The sequence below is a fragment of the Variovorax sp. Soil_C_19 genome (assembly GCF_057657255.1).
In genome coordinates this window covers 734,084-752,071 of record NZ_JBDGIV010000001.1, presented here as the reverse complement: position 1 = coordinate 752,071, position 17,988 = coordinate 734,084, and the positions used below count along the sequence as shown (strand labels likewise).

Genomic DNA, 17,988 nt, shown 5'->3' with positions numbered 1-17,988 from the left:
TGCCGTGTGGGACGGCTGTCAGTCCACCGTGTGCATCGCCTGCCACACACGCGCCGGGCTCAGCGGCATGTGCAGGCGCGGCGCGCTAGATGCGAAGCCGTTGCGCGCGAACGCATCGGCCACCGCATTGACGATGGCGGGCGTGGCACCGATGGTGCCGAGCTCGCCCACGCCCTTCACGCCGAGCGGGTTGTTCGCGCATGGCGTCGATTCGTCCATTTCCATCTGGAACATCGCGCCGACGATGTCCGCGCGCGGGGCGGCGTAGTCCATCAGGCTGCCGGTGAGCGGCTGGCCGGTTTCCTCGTCGTACACCACCTGCTCGTACAGCGCCTGGCCGATACCCTGCACCGCGCCGCCTTCGAGCTGGCCGCGTACGATCATCGGGTTGATGACGCGGCCGACGTCATTGACCGAGCTGTAGGCCACGACGCTGATCTCACCCGTGGGTGGATCGATCTCGATCTCGCAGATGTGGCAGCCGTTGGGCCAGGTCGGGCCGGCGACGCTGCTGGTCGAATCGACGAAGATCTCGCGCCCGGGTTGCCGGCCCGCGAGTGTGAACAGGTCGAGCGAGAGATCGGTACCGGCCACGCTGAAGGCACCGCGGCTGTAGGTGACGTCGTCGATGGCGGCTTCGAATTCCTGCGCCGCGAGTTCGCGCGCGCGGTCGATGGTGCGTTCGGCGCCGATGCGCACCGCCGAGCCGCCCGTGAAGAGCGAGCGCGATCCGGCGCTGCCGAAGCCGTCGCCGCGGTCGGTGTCGCCGAGCACCACGCGCACCTTCTCGATCGGCACGCCGAAGGCATCGACCGCAAGCTGCGCCAGCGAGGTGGCGATGCCCTGGCCCATCGCGTTAACGGCAGAGAACACCTCGATCACGCCGTCGGCCTGCACCGATACGGTGACGCGCTCCTCGAACACGTTGCCGCCAGTCCATTCGAGAAAGGTGGCGATGCCGAGGCCGCGGTGCATGCCGCGCCGCGCCGACTCGGCCGCCCGATCCTCGAAGCCGCTCCAGTCGGCCAGCGCCAGCGCCTGGTCCATCACCGATTCGAACTTGCCGGTGTCGTAGGTCTGCGCCATCGGATTCCTGTAGGGCATCTGCTCGGGGCGGATGAAGTTGCGCCGGCGCAGCGCGATGCGGTCGATGCCGGTCTGGCGCGCGGCCTCGTCCATCAGCCGCTCGATCGTGAAGATCGCCTCGGGGCGGCCGGCACCGCGGTAAGCCCCCGTCGGGGCGGTGTTCGTCAGCACCGCCTTGAAGTGGAAATCGATGGTCTGGATGTCGTAGACGCTGGTCTGCACCCAGGGACCGATCAGTAGCTGGATCGCGACGCCGGTGCCGGTGGCATAGGCGCCGACGTTGGCCAGCGTGCGGATGCGCAGCGCGAGGATGCGGCCTTCGGTGTCGAGCGCGAGTTCGGCCCGGGCCTGGATGTCGCGCCCGTGCGCGCTCGAAAGAAACTCCTCACTGCGGTCGGCGACCCACTTCACGGGACGGCCGGTCTGGAGCGCGGCGAACGCGACCGCGACGTCTTCGGGGTAGGCGCCGGTCTTCATGCCGAAGCCGCCGCCGACGTCGCCGACCACCACGCGCACCTTCTCCTTGGCAAGGCCGAGGGCGCCGCAGATCGTGTCGCGCACCCCCGAGGGCATCTGGGTGCTCATGCGCACCGTCAGCCGGCCGGTCTGGGCGTCGGGCGCGGCGAGCACGGATCGCGGTTCGATGGTGAGCGCGACCACGCGCTGGTTGACCACGTCGAGACCCACCACGTGCGCCGCCTCGGCGAAAGCGGCCGCGGCGGCATCGCTGCTGCCATGGCGCATTTCCGCGGCAACGTTACCGGTGGCCTCCTCGCACAGCAGCGGCGCGCCCTCGGCGCTGGCGCTGGCAAGATCGACCACCATCGGCAGCGGCTCGTAGTCGACCACGACCGCTTCTGCCGCATCGCGCGCCTCGCGCAACGACTCTGCCACCACCGCCGCCACGGCCTCGCCGACGAAGCGGGCCCGTTCATGCGCCATGGCCCGGCGCGGTGGGCTGGCGCAGTCGCTGCCGTCGGCGCGCTTGAAGCCCGCGGCGCCCGGCATCGGCTGGACGCCGGCCTCGGCGAGTTCGGCCCCGGTGAACACGCGCAGCACGCCCGGCATGGCTGCGGCAGCGGCCGTGTCGATCGACACGATGCGCGCATGTGGATAGGGCGAGCGAAGGAACACGAGGTGCGACTGGCCGGGCAGCGTGACGTCGTCCGTGTAGCGGCCGGCACCGGCCAACAGGCTTTCGTCTTCTAGGCGGCGGACCGCGTGGCCGCTGCCGAAGCGCGTGGGATGGGATTCAGTGGTCAAGTGGTCCTCTTGGCTGCCGCGCAGGTCTGGGCGGTTGGCTGGCATCTGGGTGCGGTGGAGGCTGCACTATATGGGCTTCGGATAGTCGCGCACGATTGGGTGGACAACCTAGAACGAACGTAGAACGATGGCCACCATCGTTTGCTGCCGGCCTCGAAGGCGGCATTTTCCCCTCTGCGCCTGAAACCCGTGCGAAGCCGTGTATATCTACGGGCATGCAACAACTGCCATGGCTCGAACCCGGCGATGCACTGCCCGATCCGGCATCGGCCTGGGGTGCGACCGACCCCGTCCCCGGCTTGCTCGCCGCCGGCGGCGCGCTCGACGTCGACACGCTGGTGCAGGCGTACGGCCGCTGCGTGTTCCCCTGGTTCAGCGACGACCAGCCGATCCTCTGGTGGAGCCCCGACCCGCGCATGGTGCTGCAGGTGGCCGACTTCAAGCTGCACCGGTCGCTGCGCAAGACGCTGGCGCGGTTCGCGCAGACGCCCGGCTGCGAGATCCGCATCGACCACGATTTCGCGGCCGTGATCCAGGCCTGCTCACAGGCGCCGCGCGTGGGCCAGTCGGGCACCTGGATCGTTCCCGACATGGTGCAGGCCTACATCGGGCTGCACCGGGCCGGGCACGCGCACAGTGTGGAAACCTGGATCGACGGCGAGCTCGCGGGCGGCCTCTACTGCGTGGCGCTCGGGCGCGCGGTGTTCGGCGAATCGATGTTCACGCGCCGCCCCGATGCGTCGAAGATCGCGCTCGCGGCGCTGGTGAGCCTGTGCCGCCGCTACGACGTGCAGATGATCGACTGCCAGCAGAATACGTCGCACCTCGCGAGCCTGGGCGCACGCGAAATGACCCGCCAGCGCTTCGTGGCGCACGTGGCACGGGCACGCCAACGGCAGGGCCCACGATGGCTTTTCGAGCCCGTATACTGGGCAGAACTCCTTTCCGCACGACCCTCCGGAACGCCGTGACGCACCTCAAGGATCTCCCGCTTCACACGCTGCAGTTCTACGCGACGGCGCCCTACCCCTGCAGCTACCTGCCCGACCGGCAGGCCCGCTCGCAGGTGGCCACGCCCAGCCACCTGATCCACAACGACGCCTACTCCGACTTGGTGCTGAGCGGCTTCCGGCGCAGCGGCATGTTCACCTATCGGCCATATTGCGACGGATGCAGGGCCTGCATCCCGCTGCGCGTGCGGGTCGACGACTTCCGCGCGAGCCGCAGCCAGCGGCGCGCCGTCAAGCAGCACCAGAACCTGCAGGCGCGGGTGCTCAAGCTGTGCTTCGTGCCCGAGCACTACCAGCTCTACCTTCGCTACCAGAACGGCCGCCACGCCGGCGGCGGCATGGACCACGACAGCATCGACCAGTACACCCAGTTCCTGCTGCAGAGCCGCGTCAATTCGAGGCTTGTCGAATTCCGCGAGCTGTCGCCCGACGGCAGCGTGGGTGCGCTCCGGATGGTGTCGATCCTCGATGTGCTGAACGACGGCATCTCGGCGGTCTACACCTTCTACGAACCCGAGAACCGCGCCGCCCGGTCCACCGCCTACGGCACCTTCAGCGTGATGTGGCAGATCGAGCAGGCACGTAAGTTGGGCCTGCCCCACGTCTATCTCGGCTACTGGATCGAGGGCAGCGCCAAGATGAACTACAAGGCGCGCTTCGCACCGCACGAGCTGCTGATCGACGGACAGTGGCAAGCGCCTTCTGATTTCACAAGGTAAAATGGCGCCCGGTCCACACCGCATCGCGCCATGAGAAAAAACCAAACCGACGCTCCTGCCGTTCCAGTCATCCAGGTGATCGAGCGCATGTTCGCGCTGATCGACGTGCTCGCCTCGCGCGAGGAGGCCATTTCGCTGAAGGAAATCAGCGAAAAAACGGGCCTGCACCCTTCCACCACGCACCGGATCCTCAACGACCTCGCGGTCGGCCGCTTCGTCGACCGCCCCGAGGCAGGCAGCTACCGCCTCGGCATGCGGCTGCTCGAGCTCGGCAACCTCGTCAAAGGCCGGCTCAACGTGCGCGACGCGGCACTCGGCCCGATGCGCGAGCTGCACAAGATCACCCAGCAGCCGGTGAACCTCAGCATGCGCCAGGGCGACGAGATCGTCTACATCGAGCGCTCGTACAGCGAACGCTCGGGCATGCAGGTGGTCCGCGCCATCGGTGGGCGGGCAGCCTTGCATCTCACCTCGACCGGCAAGCTGTTTCTTGCAGCCGACGATCCGCAGCGCGTGCGCAGCTACGCCACGCGCACCGGCCTGTCGGGCCACACGCGCAACAGCATCACGCAGCTGCCCGCGCTCGAACGCGAGCTGTCGAAGGCGCGCCAGTACGGCATCGCGCGCGACAACGAAGAATTGGAACTGGGCGTGCGCTGCATGGCCGCCGGCATCTACGACGACCAGGGCAAGCTGGTCGCGGGGCTGTCGATTTCCGCCCCCGCCGACCGGCTCGACGAGGGATGGCTGCCCAAGCTGCAGGCCACCGCGCACGAGATCTCGGAAGCACTGGGCTACAAGAGCACCGACGCGGCCAACGGGCCTTCGATCGGCGGCGGCACCGGCTCTTCAGCCGTCGCCTGAGCCTCCGCGCGCGGCCGCAGCCGCGCCGGGACGCCGGCAACGATCAGCCGGCGGCCTGGAGGATGTGCGCGTTGCGCGAAGCAGCGGGCGTGCTCGAGGCTTGCGTGGCCTCGACCCAGCGGCGCACGCGCTCGGCGTCGGAGATGCGGCTGAACTTGCCGGCCGAATCCAGGAACACCATGATCAGCTTGCGTCCCGCCACCTTGGCCTGCATCACGAGGCACTGGCCGGCCTCGGAGATGTAGCCCGTCTTCTGCAGGCCAATGTCCCAGTCGGGGCTCTTCACCAGGCGATTGGTGGTGTTGTACTGCAGAACGCGGTTACCGACCTCGACCTGGTACTCGGGCGAAGTCGAGAGCGCCCGCACCGTCGCATCGGCGTAGGCGGCGCTGACAAGCAGCGCCAGGTCCTGGGCGCTCGCCTGGTTGCGGCTCGACAGGCCCGTGGGCTCGACGTAGCGCGTGTCCTTCATGCCGAGCATCTTCGCCTTTGCGTTCATCACGCTCACGAAGGTTGCGAGGCCGCCCGGGTAGGTTCGGCCCAGGGCGTGCGCCGCCCGGTTCTCGCTCGACATCAGCGCCAGATGAAGCAGTTCGCCGCGCGTGAGCGTGGTGCCGACGGTAAGGCGCGAGCGGCTCCACTTTTCGGTATCGACGTCGTCCTGGGTGATGGTGATCAGTTCGTCGTTCGGCAGATGGGCTTCGCTGATCAGCAGGCCGGTCATGAGCTTCGTGAGCGACGCGATCGGGAGCACGGCATGGTCGTTCTTGCTGAACAGCACTTCATGGGTGTCCTGGTCGATCACGAGCGCCACGCTCGACTTCAGGTCGAGCGCGTCCTCGACGCTGTGCAGGCCGGCCAGCTGGCCGAAGGACTGGCGTGCGGGCGTTTCGACACGGACCAGCGAGCGGCGCTGCACGGCCACCACGGTCTTGCCGTTCTTCTTGCGGATGCTGGCGACCACGTTGCGGCCGCCACGAACGACTTTCTCGCTGCGGCTCTTGGCGCCACGCGACGCCTTGGCAGACTTGACTTGTGCCGGTGCCGCGCCGCGGGCCTTCTTGGCCACGGCGGTCTTGGCGGCAACCGTTTTTTCCTTCTTGGCGGCCTGCGCACCGGACAGCAAAAACGCCGTGGCGCAAAACGCGACGGCGAGGGCTTTGACGGCGGGCAGGAACCGCTGGCTGGAAACTCGGCGGAGACGGGCTTCAGGCATTGGGAATATCTCCAGCGGCGAAATGAGAACCGCAGTGTATCGAAATCAAAAAAGACACGCAATATCAGTTACTTGCATCCTTTTCTTCATTCGACATCAAGGACGACCCGTAAACCTAGCCCTGCGCAGACACTTTCTCAGCTTGGCTCTGTAACTTGTTGAGCGCGCTCAAATAAGCTTTGGCAGATGCGACGACGATGTCGGGGTCTGCCCCAACGCCATTCACCACTCGGCCCGCATTTTGTAACCGAACTGTAACTTCTCCTTGGCTTTCTGTCGAGCCACTGATCGCATTGACCGAGTAAAGCACCATCTCCGCGCCACTGCGGACATGCGATTCGATCGCCTTGAGCGATGCATCGACCGGGCCGTTGCCATCGGATTCGCCGGTGACTTCCTTGCCCTGGACCGTGAAGACGACCCTTGCGTGCGGACGTTCGCCGGTCTCGGAGTGCTGCGCGAGTGAGACGAAAGCAAACTGCTCGCCAACGTTCGACAGTTCCTCCGCGCTGACGAGCGCGAGGATGTCTTCATCGAAGATCTCGGACTTGCGGTCGGCCAGCTCCTTGAAGCGCAGGAAGGCGGCGTTGATGTCGGCCTCGCTCTGCATCGTCACGCCGAGGTCCTGCAGGCGCTGCTTGAAGGCGTTGCGCCCGCTGAGCTTGCCCAGCACGATCTTGTTGGCGGTCCAGCCCACGTCTTCCGCCCGCATGATCTCGTAGGTGTCGCGTGCCTTGAGCACGCCGTCCTGGTGGATGCCCGAGGCGTGCGCGAAGGCGTTGGCGCCCACCACGGCCTTGTTGGGCTGCACCACGAAGCCGGTGGTCTGGCTCACCATGCGGCTCGCGGCCACGATGTGCTGGGTGTCGATGTTGAGCGAAAGACCAAAGTAGTCCTTGCGCGTCTTCACGGCCATCACGATCTCCTCGAGCGAGCAGTTGCCTGCGCGTTCGCCGAGGCCGTTGATCGTGCATTCGACCTGGCGCGCACCGCCGATCTTCACGCCGGCCAGCGAGTTGGCCACCGCCATGCCGAGATCGTTGTGGCAATGCACCGACCAGATCGCCTTGTCGCTGTTGGGAACGCGCTCGCGCAGCATCTTGATGAAGTTGCCGTAGAGCTCGGGAATCGCGTAGCCGACGGTGTCGGGCACGTTGATGGTGGTGGCACCTTCATTGATCACGGTCTCGAGCACGCGGCAGAGAAAATCGGGATCGCTGCGGTAGCCGTCCTCGGGGCTGAACTCGACGTCGGCCACCTGGTTGCGCGCGAACCGCACCGCGAGACGCGCCTGCTCGTGCACCTCGTCGGGCGACATGCGCAGCTTCTTTTCCATGTGCAGCGCCGAGGTCGCAATGAAGGTGTGGATGCGGCCGCGTGCCGCGCCCTTCAGTGCCTCGGCCGCACGCGCGATGTCGCGGTCGTTGGCGCGCGACAGGCCGCACACGGTGGCGTCCTTGATCGCATTGGCAATCGCCTTCACGGCCTCGAAATCGCCGTTCGAGCTGGCCGGGAATCCGGCCTCGATCACGTCGACCTTGAGCCGCTCGAGCTGCTTGGCGATGCGCATCTTCTCGTCGCGCGTCATCGAGGCGCCGGGAGACTGCTCGCCGTCGCGCAAGGTGGTGTCGAAAATAATGAGCTGGTCGGTCATCGTGGATCTCCTTCTTCGTTCATTGGCACCTTGCGCGGACGGCGGTGTTCGCGTCAGGCGAGCTCAACCGCCGATTGTGCGCTGTGCGCGCCGCGCCCGCGTGCCCGCCGCACGCCCGAGACGATGGCCTTGAGCGAGGCCGAAATCACGTTGGCGTCGATGCCCACGCCGAACAGCGTCTGCGACTCGTCCACGCGCAGTTCGAGGTAGGCCACCGACTTGGCATCGGCACCCGCACCGATCGCATGCTGGTGGTAATCCATCACGCGCACCGTGTGGCCGGTGGCCTGGCTCAGCGCCTGCGTGAAGGCGTCGATCGGACCGTTGCCCCGCCCTTCGATCGCAAGGGTCTCGCCGTCCCACGGCAAGTCGCCGCGCAAGACGACCGAGGCGCCCTCGCCTTCCTCCTCGATCACGCGGTGCTGCAGCGAGCGTGCCGTCTCGATGCCGTATTCGCGCACGAACAGCTGCCAGAGGTCGGCCGCCGTGAGTTCCTTGCCCCCGACGTCCATCGCGCGCTGCACCACCTGCATGAACTCCATCTGCAGGCGGCGGGGCATCTCGAGCCCGTACTCGCACTCGAGCAAATAGGCCATGCCGCCCTTGCCCGACTGGCTGTTCACGCGGATCACCGCCTCGTAGCTGCGGCCTACGTCCTTGGGATCGATGGGCAGGTAGGGCATGTCCCAGATGTCGCCCTCCTTGCGCGCGGCGAAGGCCTTCTTGATCGCGTCCTGGTGCGAGCCCGAGAACGAGGTGTAAACCAGGTCGCCCACATACGGATGGCGCGGATGCACCGGGATCTGGTTGCAGTGCTCGACCGTCGCGCGGATCTCGTCGATGTTCGAGAAGTCGAGGTTCGGCGACACGCCCTGCGTGTAGAGGTTGAGCGCCACGTTCACGAGGTCGAGGTTGCCGGTGCGCTCGCCGTTGCCGAACAGGCAGCCTTCGATGCGCTCGGCACCCGCCATCAGCGCCAGTTCGCCGGCGGCCGTGCCGGTGCCGCGGTCGTTGTGCGGATGCACGCACAGCACGATGGAGTCGCGGCGCGCGAGGTGGCGGTGCATCCACTCGATCATGTCGGCAAAGATGTTCGGCGTGGAATGCTCGACCGTGGTGGGCAGGTTGACGATGCATTTGCGCTCGGGCGTCGGCGCCCAGACCTCGGTCACCGCATCGACCACGCGCTTGGAGAACACCACGTCGGTGCCCGAGAACATCTCGGGCGAGTACTGGAAGGTCCACTGCGTGCCCGGCTGCATCGCGGCAAAGTCGTTGAACATGCGCGCATGGCTGCTCGCGAGCTCGACGATCTGGTCTTCGTCCATGCCGAGCACCACGCGGCGCATCACGGGCGCCACGGCGTTGTAGAGGTGGACGATCGCGCGCGGCGCGCCCTTGAGCGATTCGAAGGTGCGCTCGATGAGGTGGTCGCGCGCCTGCGTGAGCACCTGGACCGTGACGTCGTCGGGGATCCGGTCTTCCTCGATCAGCTTGCGGACGAAGTCGAACTCGACCTGCGAGGCGGAGGGAAAGCCGACTTCGATTTCCTTGAAGCCGATTGCCACGAGCGTCTCGAACATGCGCATCTTGCGCGCGATGTCCATCGGCTCGACCAACGCCTGGTTGCCATCGCGCAGGTCGGTCGACAGCCAGATCGGGGCCTTGGTCAGCACGGCATCGGGCCAGGTGCGGTCCTTGAGGCCGATCGGGGCGAATGCGCGGTATTTGGCTTGAGGTTGCTTGAGCATGTCGATTTCTCTGTGATGGTTGGCGATCAACCAGCAACCCCAAATGACAAACGGCCCGTTGCTGGTGCGAACGGGCCGTGGTGAGGGATTTGCGCGTGCGCTACCGTCTCCGCCCGTGAGGGAGGGCTAGTAGGGCCAGCAGCGAAATCTTGGTCATGAGGATTGTGAATGTAGCACAAGCCTGCATCAGTTATGCAAGCCGCGCTCGTCGGGCTCTTCGGTCGAGGTGCTGATGACGCTTGCCGGCTGCCCCTTGGCCTTGCGCCACGCATAGACCGCGTAGCCGCTCAGGCCGTAGGCCACGAACAGCCCGAACAGCACCGTCGGCGGGTGGATGTTGATGACGGCAATGCCGAGCGCGATGAGGACGATCACCGCGAAGGGCACGCTCTTCTTCATCTGGATGTCCTTGAAGCTGTAGAACGGCGCGTTGGTCACCATCGACAGGCCGGCATAGAGCGTGAAGGCAAAGGTGATCCAGGTGATCTGGGTCCACGAGAGGTACAGCACCTCGCCGCCGCGCTTGCCCCATTCGGTCATGAGCCAGATGAAGCCGGCCACCAGCGCGGCCGCCGCAGGCGACGGAAGCCCCTGGAACCACCGCTTGTCGACCACGCCGGTGTTGACGTTGAATCGCGCGAGCCGCAGCGCCGCGCAGGCGCAATACACGAAGGCCGCGATCCAGCCCCAGCGGCCCAGCCCCTTGAGCGACCACTCGTACGCGATCAGCGCAGGCGCCGCGCCGAACGACACCATGTCGGAGAGCGAATCCATCTGCTCGCCGAACGCGCTCTGCGTGTTGGTCATGCGCGCCACGCGGCCATCGAGGCTGTCGAGGATCATCGCGGCAAACACGCCGAGCGCCGCGAGGTCGAATCGCGCGTTCATCGCCATCACAACCGAATAGAAACCCCCGAACAACGCTGCGAGCGTGAACAGGTTCGGCAGGATGTAGATGCCTTTGCGCCGCTTCTTCGGCTCGATGGGCATCAGGGGCGTGTCGTCATGCATGGGGGCAAAGTGTAGTTCAGCGTTACCGGGCACTCCGTCCCCCAAAAAGAAAAAGGCCATCGAGAAAACTCGACAGCCTTTGTGCCCCCTCGAGGGGGTGGCGGACCTGCGAAGCAGGGTAGCCTGGGGGTGGGCTTAATTCCGGGTCTGGTCCACGAGCTTGTTCTTCTTGATCCAGGGCATCATGGCGCGCAGCTTCTCGCCGACCACCTCGATCTGGTGCTCGGCATTCAGGCGGCGGCGGCTGATCAGCGCAGGCTGGCCGGCGGCGGCTTCGAGCACGAAGCTCTTGGCGTACTCGCCGGTCTGGATGTCCTTCAGCACCTGCTTCATGACCTTCTTGGTCTCGTCGGTCACGATGCGCGGGCCCGTGACGTACTCGCCGTACTCGGCATTGTTCGAGATCGAGTAGTTCATGTTGGCGATGCCGCCTTCGTAGATCAGGTCCACGATGAGCTTGAGCTCGTGCAGGCATTCGAAGTACGCCATCTCGGGCGCGTAGCCGGCTTCCACCAGCGTCTCGAAACCCGCCTTGATCAGTTCGACCGTGCCGCCGCACAGCACGGCCTGCTCGCCGAACAGGTCGGTTTCGGTCTCTTCGCGGAAGTTGGTCTCGATGATGCCGGCCTTGCCGCCGCCGTTGGCCGTGGCGTAGCTCAGTGCGAGGTCGCGGGCCTTGCCGCTCTTGTCCTGGTGCACGGCCACGAGGTGGGGCACGCCGCCACCCTGGGTGTAGGTGCTGCGCACGGTGTGGCCCGGCGCCTTGGGAGCGACCATCCACACGTCGAGGTCGGCGCGCGGCTGCACGAAGCCGTAGTGCACGTTGAAGCCGTGCGCGAAGACCAGCGAAGCGCCTTCCTTGATGTGCGGGGCCACGTCGTTCTTGTAGACGTTGGCGATCTGCTCGTCGGGCAGCAGGATCATGACCACGTCTGCCGACTTCACCGCATCGGCGACTTCGGCAACCTGCAGGCCGGCCTTGCCGACCTTGTCCCACGACGCGCCGCCCTTGCGCAGGCCGACCACGACCTTCACGCCGCTGTCGTTCAGGTTCTGCGCGTGCGCGTGGCCCTGCGAGCCGTAGCCGATGATGGCGACCGTCTTGCCCTTGATGAGGCTGAGGTCGGCGTCCTTGTCGTAGTAAACCTTCATGATGTTCTCCAGATAGATGTGCGGGTTGCAGTGTGTTGTTGTGCCGTTCGTCCTGAGCCTGTCGAAGGGCTCAATGCAGTCCCCGCTCGCGCGGGGGCTTCGACAAGCTCAGCCCGAACGGGCAGCGACCGAGCTCCGTTTTGCCATGGGTCAGACCCGCAGGATGCGCTCGCCGCGCCCGATGCCGCTCGCGCCGGTGCGAACGGTCTCGAGGATAGCGCTGCGGTCGATCGCCTCCAGGAAGGCGTCGTTCTTGCCGTGGTCGCCGGTGAGTTCGATCGTGTAGCTCTTGTCGGTCACGTCGATGATGCGGCCGCGGAAGATCTCGGCCATGCGCATCATCTCCTCGCGCTCCTTGCCGACCGCACGCACCTTCACCATCATGAGCTCGCGCTCGGTGTAGGCGCCTTCGGTCAGGTCGACAACCTTGACGACTTCGATCAGGCGGTTGAGGTGCTTGGTGATCTGCTCGATCACGTCGTCGGAGCCGGCGGTGACGATGGTCATGCGCGACAGGCTCGCATCCTCGGTGGGTGCGACGGTCAGCGATTCGATGTTGTAGCCACGGGCCGAGAACAGGCCAACCACGCGGGAAAGAGCACCGGCCTCGTTTTCCAGCAGCACTGCAATGATGTGTTTCATGTTTGCGTGACTCCTCTTCTCGCCGCCCTCCCCCACGCACGGTAATGCGCGGGCTCGACGGACAATAGATTCGTCAGTAAAAAGTTAAGCGAATGCGCCGAGGATCAGAGATCTTCGGAGCCCAACAGCATCTCGGTGATGCCCATGCCGGCCTTGACCATCGGGAACACGTTCTCGGTGGGGTCGGTGCGGAAATCCATGAACACCGTGCGGTCCTTGAGCTTGCGCGCCTCGCGCAGCGCCGGCTCCACGTCTTGTGGACGCTCGATCAGCATGCCGACGTGGCCATAGGCCTCGGCGAGCTTCACGAAATTGGGCAGCGCATCCATGTAGCTGTGGCTGTAGCGGCCGGAGTATTCGATCTCCTGCCACTGGCGCACCATGCCCAGGTAGCGGTTGTTGAGCGAGCAGATCTTGATCGGCGTGTTGTACTGCAGGCAGGTGGAAAGCTCCTGAATGCACATCTGCACCGAGCCCTCCCCGGTGATGGTGAACACTTCCGAATCGGGCTTCGCGAGCTTGATGCCCATGGCGTACGGAATGCCCACACCCATCGTGCCCAGGCCGCCCGAATTGATCCAGCGGCGCGGCTCGTCGAAGCGGTAGTACTGTGCGGCCCACATCTGGTGCTGGCCCACGTCGGACGTGATGTAGGTGTCCGCGTCCTTGGTCATGTTCCACAGCGTCTCGACGACGAACTGCGGCTTGATCACGTCCTTGTTGTTGCGGTCGTACTTGAGGCAGTCGCGGTCGCGCCAGGCCTCGATGGTCTTCCACCAGTCGGCCAGCGCGCCGGCATCGGGTTTGGTGGTGCTTTCGCGGATCATCGAGATCAGCTCGGTGAGCACGTCCTTCACGTCGCCGACGATCGGGATGTCGACCTTCACGCGCTTGGAGATGCTCGACGGATCGATGTCGACGTGGATGATCTTGCGCTCGTTCTGCGCGAAGTGCTTCGGGTTGCCGATCACGCGGTCGTCGAAGCGCGCGCCCACGGCGAGCAGCACGTCGCAGTTCTGCATCGCGTTGTTGGCTTCGATGGTGCCGTGCATGCCCAGCATGCCCAGGAATTTGCGGTCACTGGCGGGATAGGCGCCCAGGCCCATCAGCGTGTTGGTAACCGGGTAGCCGAGCATGTCGACCAGCGTGCGCAGCTCGTTGCAGGCATTGCCCAGCAGCACGCCGCCACCCGTGTAGATATACGGACGTTTGGCGTTCAAGAGCAGCTGCAGCGCCTTGCGGATCTGGCCGCCGTGGCCCTTGCGCACGGGGTTGTACGAACGCATCTCGACCTTGTCGGGATAGCCGGTGTAGACCACTTTCTTGAAGGAAACGTCCTTCGGCACGTCCACCACCACCGGGCCGGGCCGGCCGCTGCGCGCGATATGGAAGGCCTTCTTCATCGTCAGCGCGAGGTCCTTCGGGTCCTTGACGAGGAAGTTGTGCTTCACGATCGGACGCGTGATGCCCACGGTGTCGCATTCCTGGAAGGCGTCGAGGCCGATGGCCGCGGTCGGCACCTGCCCCGAGATGATCACCATCGGGATCGAGTCCATGTAGGCGGTGGCGATGCCGGTGACCGCATTGGTCAGGCCCGGGCCCGAGGTGACCAGCGCCACGCCCACGTCGCCCGTGGCGCGCGCATAACCGTCGGCGGCATGGACGGCGGCCTGCTCGTGGCGCACCAGCACGTGCTGGATCGTGTCCTGCTTGTAGAACGCGTCGTAGATGTAGAGAACGGCGCCGCCGGGGTAACCCCAGACGTACTGAACGCCTTCGGCCTGCAGTGCCTTGACCAGCACTTCAGCGCCCATGAGTTCTTGCGGTGCGTTGCCGGCGCCGGAGGACGCGGCGGCTGCGGAGAGAATTTCCGCCTTGGAGATTTCCATGATGAACCTTTGTCTATTTCGGGAACGAAATACCTTGGGTGCCCCTTGCCAGCCCTTGTGAGGCCGCGCCAGGACTTGAGGCCAAAGCCATGGGCGGACTGATTTTCCGCCGGACCGTGACCCGTTTGCCGTTTGAATTGCAATGCGGATTATGACATCGATGCTGCCGCCCTCGCCGGAGCCGGCGGACGAAAAACATGCGAAGGCATAATTCGCGCAGAAAAAACACAAGCGCTTCCAGACACCCCATTCCCCATGCGGCGCCTGCGGCGTCCCCTCTCGCTTGGCCACTGAACAAGAACTTTCCGACTTCCTGAAGAGCGTCGAACGACGTGCTTTCAAGCGCTCGGTCTATCACGTGCGGGACGAGGAGGCGGCACTCGACATCGTGCAGGACAGCATGATGAAACTGGCGCATCACTACGGCGACAAGCCGCCGCAGGAGCTGCCGATGCTGTTCCAGCGGATTCTTTCCAATTGCACGCTCGACTGGTTCCGCCGGCAGAAGACCCGCCGCGCGCTGTTCTCCAACCTCGGCGACTTCGAGGCCGCCGGCGAGGACGGCGATTTCGACCTGCTGGAGAACTTCGTCTCCCCGACCGACTCCAGAGAGACGGAAAGTGCCGAGGACACGACCCGGCGCGCGCAGATCTTCCGCGAGATCGAGCAGGAGATCGCGGCTTTGCCGGGCCGTCAACGAGAGGCTTTCCTGATGCGTTACTGGGAAGAAATGGACGTGGCGGAAACGGCGGCTGCAATGGGCTGCTCCGAGGGCAGCGTCAAGACCCACTGTTCGCGCGCCGTGCACGCCTTGAGCAAAGCGCTCAAAGCCAAGGGAATTTCGCTATGAACACCAAAGTTCCAAACTCTTCCGTCGCCGCCGAAGACAGCTTCGGCCGGCTTGTGGCTGCACGCCTGTCCGAGGGCAACCACGAACTGCCGCACGACATCGGCGAGCGACTGCGCGTGGCGCGGGCGCAAGCCGTCGCGGCGCGCAAGCAGGCGCCGCAGTTGCGCACCTCTCCCGCAGTCATGCAGTCGGGCCATGTGGCCACGATGGGCGGCGGCTGGTGGACCCGCATCGGCTCGGTGGTGCCTCTGGTCGCGCTCGTCGCGGGCCTGATCGCCATCAGTGCGATGCAGGACGAGGACCGTGCGAGCGAACTCGCGGAGGTCGATTCCGCCCTGCTGACCGACGACCTTCCGCCGGCGGCCTACACGGACCCCGGCTTTGCCCAGTTCCTCAAGTCAGGTGGCGGCTCCGACTGACCGACCTCCCCGAAACCCGCATGCGACGTCCCCTTGCCTTCCGCGCCCCTGCGCCCAGCACCCTGCGCCCGCACAAGACGGGCGCGGGCGTTTGGGTGGGCGTGCTCGCCATCGCTGTCTTCGGGCTGACGTCGGCTGGCGCCCAGTCGTTGGACGGATCGTCCAGCCGGGGACGGGACACCACGCAGGCCGCGTCGGTAGCCACCGCAAAAACGGCGCAGACCACCCGCCCCGCCTGGAGCGAGCTCACGGCCGAACAGCAGGAGGCCCTTCAGCCGCTTGCCTCGCATTGGCACGCACTGAATGCCGGGCACAAGCGCAAGTGGCTCGCTTTGTCACGCAATTACGCGAAGATGTCGGCCGATGACCAGACCACGCTGCACAGCCGCATGATCGAATGGACCGCGTTGAGCAACCGGCAGCGCGCCCAGGCGCGACTCAACTTCGCCGAAGTGAAGCGCGTGCCGGCCGACGAGCGCAAGGCCAAGTGGGAGCAGTACCAGGCGCTGAGCGAAGACGAGAAACGCCGGCTCGCCGAACGCGCGCCGGCCAGGCCGCATGGTGCCGCGATCCCGGTGCGGCCGGTTCCGGCCCAGAAGCTCGTCGTGGTGCCGGCCGTCACGCCCACGGGACAGCACACGCCGCGCATCCTGCTGGCGCCGCCGTCTTCGCCCGCGCCGGTCGCAATGCCGGCGGCGGCCGTCCTGGCCCCATCCTCTTCCGAAGGCCGCAGCGCGGCCTCCCAACCCATCCCGGCCGAGGCGCAAGTGCTCGTGCCTTCACCGTCCACTCCCGCAGGCCCCGCCGTCGAGCAGCCTTCGCCTCCCTGAATCCCAAGGCTTCGATGGCTCCAAATTCTTCCGAAACTTCGGAATCGAATCCCTCCTCATCCTCCGCAGATCCTTCGTCCAGCGCTCCTCTTTCGAAAGTGCCCGGCCTGTGGCGGCGAATGGCATGCTGGCTCTATGAGGGCATGCTGCTGTTCGCTGTGGCGATGATGGCTGGTTGGCTTTTCAGCGCGCTGAGCCAGATGCGCAACGCCATGGATGAGACGCGCCGCCCGCTGCTGCTGGCCTATCTTTTCGTGGTCTTTGGCGTCTATTTCGTCTGGTTCTGGTCCAAGGGGCAGACGCTTGGCATGAAGACGTGGAACATTCGGATCGTCGACAAGCAAGGCCGCTCGGTGACGCAGTTGCGCGCCTTCGTACGCTACCTGCTGAGCTGGATCTGGCTGCTACCGCCACTGACCTTGCATCCGCTCCTGGGCGTCCCTGCGGCCGAGACGATGGTCCTGCTCTTCGGATGGGTCGCCGTCTGGGCCCTGCTGGCGCGCTTCCATCCCGAACGCCAGTTCTGGCACGACGCCTGGGCCGGCACGCGGCTCGTCACTTCCAAGCCCCTCCCCCGCCGATGAGTGCCTTGCCCGAATCCAAGCTTCCCGACCCCGCCGTCAACCCGCAGAAGGCCCGCAAAGGCTTCGAACGCGTGTGGCATGCGACGCTGATCTCGCTGCACGGGCTGCGGGCGGGCTGGAGCGAGCCGGCCTTCCGGCAAGAGGCCATCATGGCGATCGTCATGATTCCCGCCTCTTTCTGGCTCGGCCGCAGCTGGGTCGAGGTGGCGCTGCTCGCGGGCAGCGCCATCCTGGTGATGATCGTCGAGCTGCTCAACACCGCGGTCGAGGCCGCGATCGACCGCATCGGACCCGAATGGCACGACCTCTCCAAGCGCGCCAAGGACATGGGCAGCGCCGCGGTGCTGCTGTCGCTCACGCTCTGCGGGGCGATCTGGCTGGCCGCGCTGTGGCAGCGCTTCGCGTCATGAAAGCGCCCGCTGTCCGAGGCATGATGGTGCGATGACGACCCCTGAATTTTCGATCTGTGTGTATTGCGGCTCGCGCCCCGGCGAGCGGCCCGAGTTCTCGAAAGCGGCGCAAGCCGTCGGCCAATGGATCGGCCGCCACGGCGGCCAGCTGGTCTACGGCGGCGGACGAACCGGCCTCATGGGCACCGTGGCTGAAGCCACCCGCGATGCCGGCGGCCGCGTCGTCGGCATCATCCCCAAGGCGCTGGTCGACAGGGAACTGGCCAACACGCTCTGCGACGAACTGCATGTGGTCGACACCATGCATGAGCGCAAGGCGATGATGGGCGAACGCGCCGACGCTTTCATCGCGCTGCCCGGCGGCATCGGCACCTTCGAGGAACTGTTCGAGATCTGGACCTGGCGCCAGCTCGGCTACCACGACAAGCCCACGGGCATTCTCAACACCGCGGGCTACTACGACGGCCTGCTGGGCTTTCTGGCGCACAGCGTGCGCGAAGGCTTCATGGGCGAATGGCAGATGGAACTCATCCGCACCGGCACCGACGCCGCCCAACTGCTGACGGCGCTGCGCGCCGAAGTGCCGCTGCACCCGCGCGACGACCGCCTGGCTGAAAACCTCTGAGCGAGGCGCCGGC

17 protein-coding genes are annotated in these 17,988 nt (G+C 65.8%); 9 read left to right on the top strand and 8 right to left on the bottom strand.

The features are described from left to right. Positions 1–18 precede the first annotated feature (18 nt). Positions 19–2,349 (bottom strand): xanthine dehydrogenase family protein molybdopterin-binding subunit, encoded by a 2,331-nt coding sequence (locus tag AC3A6R_RS03530; protein ID WP_487863777.1) that lies wholly within the window; start codon positions 2,347–2,349, stop codon positions 19–21. A gap of 215 nt (positions 2,350–2,564) precedes the next feature. Between AC3A6R_RS03530 and aat the strand changes: the two genes are divergently transcribed. From aat to AC3A6R_RS03515, 3 genes are read left to right on the top strand one after another with little or no spacing between them, the layout of a single operon-like run. Next, entirely contained in the window at positions 2,565–3,320 is a 756-nt protein-coding gene (gene aat / locus AC3A6R_RS03525) for a leucyl/phenylalanyl-tRNA--protein transferase (RefSeq protein ID WP_487863776.1), read from the top strand. Further along, positions 3,317–4,078 (top strand): arginyltransferase, encoded by a 762-nt coding sequence (locus tag AC3A6R_RS03520; RefSeq protein WP_487858924.1) that lies wholly within the window; start codon positions 3,317–3,319, stop codon positions 4,076–4,078. Before aat ends, AC3A6R_RS03520 begins: the two co-directional genes overlap by 4 nt. A 30-nt stretch (positions 4,079–4,108) precedes the next feature. Continuing rightward, positions 4,109–4,942: an IclR family transcriptional regulator gene (locus AC3A6R_RS03515; RefSeq protein WP_487858923.1), complete on the top strand. Its 834-nt coding sequence runs from the start codon at positions 4,109–4,111 to the stop codon at positions 4,940–4,942. A gap of 43 nt (positions 4,943–4,985) precedes the next feature. On the opposite strand, the gene AC3A6R_RS03510 is transcribed toward AC3A6R_RS03515, so the two are convergent. The 7 genes from AC3A6R_RS03510 to AC3A6R_RS03480 form a co-directional block, all read right to left on the bottom strand. Continuing rightward, positions 4,986–6,158 (bottom strand): serine hydrolase, encoded by a 1,173-nt coding sequence (locus AC3A6R_RS03510; protein WP_487858922.1) that lies wholly within the window; start codon positions 6,156–6,158, stop codon positions 4,986–4,988. 115 nt (positions 6,159–6,273) lie between these two features. Next, positions 6,274–7,812, bottom strand: coding sequence for a 2-isopropylmalate synthase (locus AC3A6R_RS03505; RefSeq protein WP_487858921.1), 1,539 nt, complete (start codon positions 7,810–7,812; stop codon positions 6,274–6,276). A gap of 53 nt (positions 7,813–7,865) precedes the next feature. Further along, a complete protein-coding gene (leuA, locus tag AC3A6R_RS03500) occupies positions 7,866–9,563 on the bottom strand; it encodes a 2-isopropylmalate synthase (RefSeq protein ID WP_487863775.1) in 1,698 nt (565 codons plus the stop codon). 186 nt (positions 9,564–9,749) lie between these two features. Further along, a complete protein-coding gene (pssA, locus tag AC3A6R_RS03495) occupies positions 9,750–10,574 on the bottom strand; it encodes a CDP-diacylglycerol--serine O-phosphatidyltransferase (protein WP_487858919.1) in 825 nt (274 codons plus the stop codon). Positions 10,575–10,709: 135 nt separating this feature from the next. Beyond that, positions 10,710–11,726: a ketol-acid reductoisomerase gene (gene ilvC / locus AC3A6R_RS03490; protein WP_487858918.1), complete on the bottom strand. Its 1,017-nt coding sequence runs from the start codon at positions 11,724–11,726 to the stop codon at positions 10,710–10,712. A 150-nt stretch (positions 11,727–11,876) separates the two neighbouring features. Then, positions 11,877–12,368 (bottom strand): acetolactate synthase small subunit, encoded by a 492-nt coding sequence (gene ilvN, locus AC3A6R_RS03485; RefSeq protein WP_487863774.1) that lies wholly within the window; start codon positions 12,366–12,368, stop codon positions 11,877–11,879. Between the two features lie 104 nt (positions 12,369–12,472). Continuing rightward, positions 12,473–14,257 (bottom strand): acetolactate synthase 3 catalytic subunit, encoded by a 1,785-nt coding sequence (locus AC3A6R_RS03480; protein WP_487863773.1) that lies wholly within the window; start codon positions 14,255–14,257, stop codon positions 12,473–12,475. Between the two features lie 283 nt (positions 14,258–14,540). Here AC3A6R_RS03480 and AC3A6R_RS03475 point away from each other — a divergent pair, with 283 nt between their 5' ends. Genes AC3A6R_RS03475 through AC3A6R_RS03450 form a run of 6 tightly spaced genes read left to right on the top strand, consistent with a single transcriptional unit; the run spans position 14,541 to position 17,975 of the window. Then, on the top strand, positions 14,541–15,107 hold the full coding sequence (locus tag AC3A6R_RS03475; protein WP_487858916.1) for an RNA polymerase sigma factor: 567 nt from the start codon (positions 14,541–14,543) through the stop codon (positions 15,105–15,107). Beyond that, complete coding sequence (locus tag AC3A6R_RS03470) at positions 15,104–15,526, top strand: DUF3619 family protein (protein ID WP_487858915.1); 423 nt, start codon at positions 15,104–15,106, stop codon at positions 15,524–15,526. The genes AC3A6R_RS03475 and AC3A6R_RS03470 overlap by 4 nt, the downstream gene beginning before the upstream one ends. 20 nt (positions 15,527–15,546) lie before the next feature. Further along, the gene (locus tag AC3A6R_RS03465; protein ID WP_487863772.1) at positions 15,547–16,356 is read left to right on the top strand and encodes a DUF3106 domain-containing protein; all 810 of its coding nucleotides are present in this window, start codon (positions 15,547–15,549) and stop codon (positions 16,354–16,356) included. Between the two features lie 14 nt (positions 16,357–16,370). Continuing rightward, on the top strand, positions 16,371–16,940 hold the full coding sequence (locus AC3A6R_RS03460; RefSeq protein ID WP_487858913.1) for an RDD family protein: 570 nt from the start codon (positions 16,371–16,373) through the stop codon (positions 16,938–16,940). Beyond that, positions 16,937–17,350 (top strand): diacylglycerol kinase, encoded by a 414-nt coding sequence (locus AC3A6R_RS03455; RefSeq protein WP_487858912.1) that lies wholly within the window; start codon positions 16,937–16,939, stop codon positions 17,348–17,350. The genes AC3A6R_RS03460 and AC3A6R_RS03455 overlap by 4 nt, the downstream gene beginning before the upstream one ends. A 31-nt stretch (positions 17,351–17,381) precedes the next feature. Continuing rightward, positions 17,382–17,975 carry an LOG family protein gene (locus tag AC3A6R_RS03450; protein ID WP_487858911.1) on the top strand — a complete coding sequence of 198 codons (594 nt, stop codon included), beginning with the start codon at positions 17,382–17,384 and terminating at the stop codon, positions 17,973–17,975. Positions 17,976–17,988 lie beyond the last annotated feature (13 nt).

What these genes read in the sequence shown, in the direction of transcription:
- aat (WP_487863776.1), top strand. Translation starts at nt 2,565, where the DNA reads ATGCAACAACTGCCATGGCTCGAACCCGGCGATGCACTGCCCGATCCG.
- AC3A6R_RS03515 (WP_487858923.1), top strand. Translation starts at nt 4,109, where the DNA reads ATGAGAAAAAACCAAACCGACGCTCCTGCCGTTCCAGTCATCCAGGTG.
- AC3A6R_RS03510 (WP_487858922.1), bottom strand. Translation starts at nt 6,158, where the DNA reads ATGCCTGAAGCCCGTCTCCGCCGAGTTTCCAGCCAGCGGTTCCTGCCC.
- AC3A6R_RS03505 (WP_487858921.1), bottom strand. Translation starts at nt 7,812, where the DNA reads ATGACCGACCAGCTCATTATTTTCGACACCACCTTGCGCGACGGCGAG.
- leuA (WP_487863775.1), bottom strand. Translation starts at nt 9,563, where the DNA reads ATGCTCAAGCAACCTCAAGCCAAATACCGCGCATTCGCCCCGATCGGC.
- pssA (WP_487858919.1), bottom strand. Translation starts at nt 10,574, where the DNA reads ATGCATGACGACACGCCCCTGATGCCCATCGAGCCGAAGAAGCGGCGC.
- ilvC (WP_487858918.1), bottom strand. Translation starts at nt 11,726, where the DNA reads ATGAAGGTTTACTACGACAAGGACGCCGACCTCAGCCTCATCAAGGGC.
- ilvN (WP_487863774.1), bottom strand. Translation starts at nt 12,368, where the DNA reads ATGAAACACATCATTGCAGTGCTGCTGGAAAACGAGGCCGGTGCTCTT.
- AC3A6R_RS03480 (WP_487863773.1), bottom strand. Translation starts at nt 14,257, where the DNA reads ATGGAAATCTCCAAGGCGGAAATTCTCTCCGCAGCCGCCGCGTCCTCC.
- AC3A6R_RS03470 (WP_487858915.1), top strand. Translation starts at nt 15,104, where the DNA reads ATGAACACCAAAGTTCCAAACTCTTCCGTCGCCGCCGAAGACAGCTTC.
- AC3A6R_RS03465 (WP_487863772.1), top strand. Translation starts at nt 15,547, where the DNA reads ATGCGACGTCCCCTTGCCTTCCGCGCCCCTGCGCCCAGCACCCTGCGC.
- AC3A6R_RS03460 (WP_487858913.1), top strand. Translation starts at nt 16,371, where the DNA reads ATGGCTCCAAATTCTTCCGAAACTTCGGAATCGAATCCCTCCTCATCC.
- AC3A6R_RS03455 (WP_487858912.1), top strand. Translation starts at nt 16,937, where the DNA reads ATGAGTGCCTTGCCCGAATCCAAGCTTCCCGACCCCGCCGTCAACCCG.
- AC3A6R_RS03450 (WP_487858911.1), top strand. Translation starts at nt 17,382, where the DNA reads ATGACGACCCCTGAATTTTCGATCTGTGTGTATTGCGGCTCGCGCCCC.